Raw genomic sequence first — 2,226 nt, forward strand, 5'->3', positions numbered from 1 at the left:
ATCGAGGAGATACGTCCGTGTCCTCCGAATTCTTCGTTCCCGACCCCGAGGGTCTGGTGCCGAACGCGTCCGGCTACTTCGGCGCGTTCGGCGGCTCGGCCGCCCCGCGCGGCGCACCACGGACCGGGGGGACGCCTCCGGGACCGGCTTCTGGTCGGCGGCGACCGGCGCCTGGCGGCCGGACCTCCTCGAGCTGGCGCTGGGCCGGCAGGCGGCGGTCCCCGACGTCCTCGGGCCGGCCGAGCCCGCCGGGCACACCCCCGAGGGCCTGCTGATCTCCGCGGGCACGGGCGAGACGATGGCCGCGGCCTTCGGGCTGGGCGTCGGCCCCGGCGACGCGGTGATCTCGCTGGGCGCCTCCGGCTCGGTCTTCGCCGTGCACCACACGGCGCTCAGCGACCCGAGCGGGACCATCACGTCCTTCGCCGACGCGACCGGCATGCATCTGCCCGTCGTGCACACGCTCAACGCGGGGCGCGTCCTGCGCGGTACGGCCGAACTGCTCGGCACCGATCTGCCCGGCCTCTCCGAGCTGGCCCTGCGCTCCACGCCGGGCGCCTGCGGGCTGGTGCTGCTGCCGTACCTGGAGGGCGAGCGCACCCCGCACCTGCCGCAGGCCGCCGGCACCCTGACCGGGCTGCGCCGGGAGAGCATGAAGCCCGAGCACCTGGCGCGGGCGGCGTTCGAGGGCATGCTGTGCGGGCTCACGGACGCGCTGGACGTCCTGCGCGGACGCGGAGTCGAGGTGCGCCGGGTGTTCCTGCTGGGTGCGGCGGCCGAGCTGCCGGCCGTGCAGGCGCTGGCGCCCTCGCTGTTCGGCGCGCAGGTCGTCGTGCCGCAGCCCGCCGACTACGCGGCGCTGGGCGCGGCGCGGCAGGCGGCCTGGGCACTGGGCGTGCACCAGGGCGTCCTGGCGCCGCACACGCCCCCGCACTGGCCGTCCGTCGCCGGGCAGGTCCTGGAACCGGGGGAGGAGCTGGCGGCCGGGCAGGCGGCCCGGCAGCAGTTCGTCACCGTCCGCGAGCAGACCCACCCCGGCGCGTTCGCGCCGCCCTCCTGACGCGCCTCAGTCCAGATAGCCGCGCAGCTGGTCCGCGAAGGCGTGGTCGCGGAGCTTGTTGAGGGTCTTGGACTCGATCTGCCGGATCCGTTCGCGGGTGACCCCGAAGATCCGGCCGATCTCCTCCAGGGTGCGCGGGCGGCCGTCGACCAGCCCGTAGCGCAGCTGGACGACCTTGCGCTCGCGCTCCCCGAGCGTGGACAGCACGGCCTCCAGGTGCTCGCGCAGCAGCAGGAAGGCGGCCGATTCGACGGGGGAGGCCGCGTCGCCGTCCTCGATGAGGTCGCCGAGGGCGACGTCCTCCTCCTCGCCGACGGGCGCGTGCAGCGACACCGGCTCCTGGGCCAGCCGCAGCACCTCACTGACCCGCTCCTGCGACAGGTCGAGCTGGACCGCGACCTCCTCGGCGCTGGGCTCGTAGCCGCGCTCCTGGAGCATCCGGCGCTGCACCCGCACCACGCGGTTGATCAGCTCCACCACATGCACCGGGACCCTTATCGTGCGGGCCTGGTCGGCCAGCGCCCGGGACATCGCCTGGCGGATCCACCACGTCGCGTAGGTCGAGAACTTGTAGCCACGCGCGTAGTCGAACTTCTCGACCGCCCTGATCAGCCCCAGGTTTCCCTCCTGGACCAGGTCGAGCATGGTCAGCCCGCGGCCGATGTAGCGCTTGGCGACGGACACGACGAGCCGCAGGTTCGCCTCGATCAGACGGCGTTTGGCCATCCGGCCGAGGACCACCAGCTGATCGAGGTCGAGGGCGAGCCGGGTGTCGAGGTCGGGGGTGTTGAGCAGCTTCTCCTCCGCGAACAGGCCCGCCTCGACCCGGCGGGCCAGCTCGACCTCCTCGGCCGCGGTGAGCAGCGGGATCCGGCCGATCTCGCGGAGGTACTGGCGGAAGAGGTCGGAAGAGGGGCCGCCGGTGTCGGCGCGCACGACCGGTTCGACCGGTTCAGGGGGGTCGGCGGATTCGGCCGGTTCAGCCGGTTCGGCCGGTTCCGGGGTCGCGGTGCCGGTGGCCCCGGCCGCGCCGGCCGCGGCCCGCCGGGCCCCGCCAGGGCCCAGATCGCCGAATTCATCCCGCTGCGCCACCGCCGCCCCGACCAGGGCGCGCTGGGCGCGGTCTTCGGCGTCACCACCGTCGTCGGCCCGACCCTGGGCGGCGT

General features: G+C 74.6%; 2 protein-coding genes. One reads left to right on the plus strand and one right to left on the minus strand.

Annotation, left to right across the window (positions count from 1 at the left end):
- A partial coding sequence (locus tag AB0K09_RS32740) for an FGGY-family carbohydrate kinase (protein WP_366069031.1) occupies positions 1–1,060 on the plus strand: 1,060 nt, incomplete at its 5' end.
- 6 nt (positions 1,061–1,066) lie between these two features.
- Here the strand turns inward: AB0K09_RS32740 and AB0K09_RS32745 are convergent.
- The gene (locus AB0K09_RS32745) at positions 1,067–2,167 is read right to left on the minus strand and encodes an RNA polymerase sigma factor (protein WP_366069032.1); all 1,101 of its coding nucleotides are present in this window, start codon (positions 2,165–2,167) and stop codon (positions 1,067–1,069) included.
- Positions 2,168–2,226 lie beyond the last annotated feature (59 nt).

Source organism: Streptomyces sp. NPDC049577 (assembly GCF_040675635.1).
Lineage (GTDB): Bacteria > Actinomycetota > Actinomycetes > Streptomycetales > Streptomycetaceae > Streptomyces.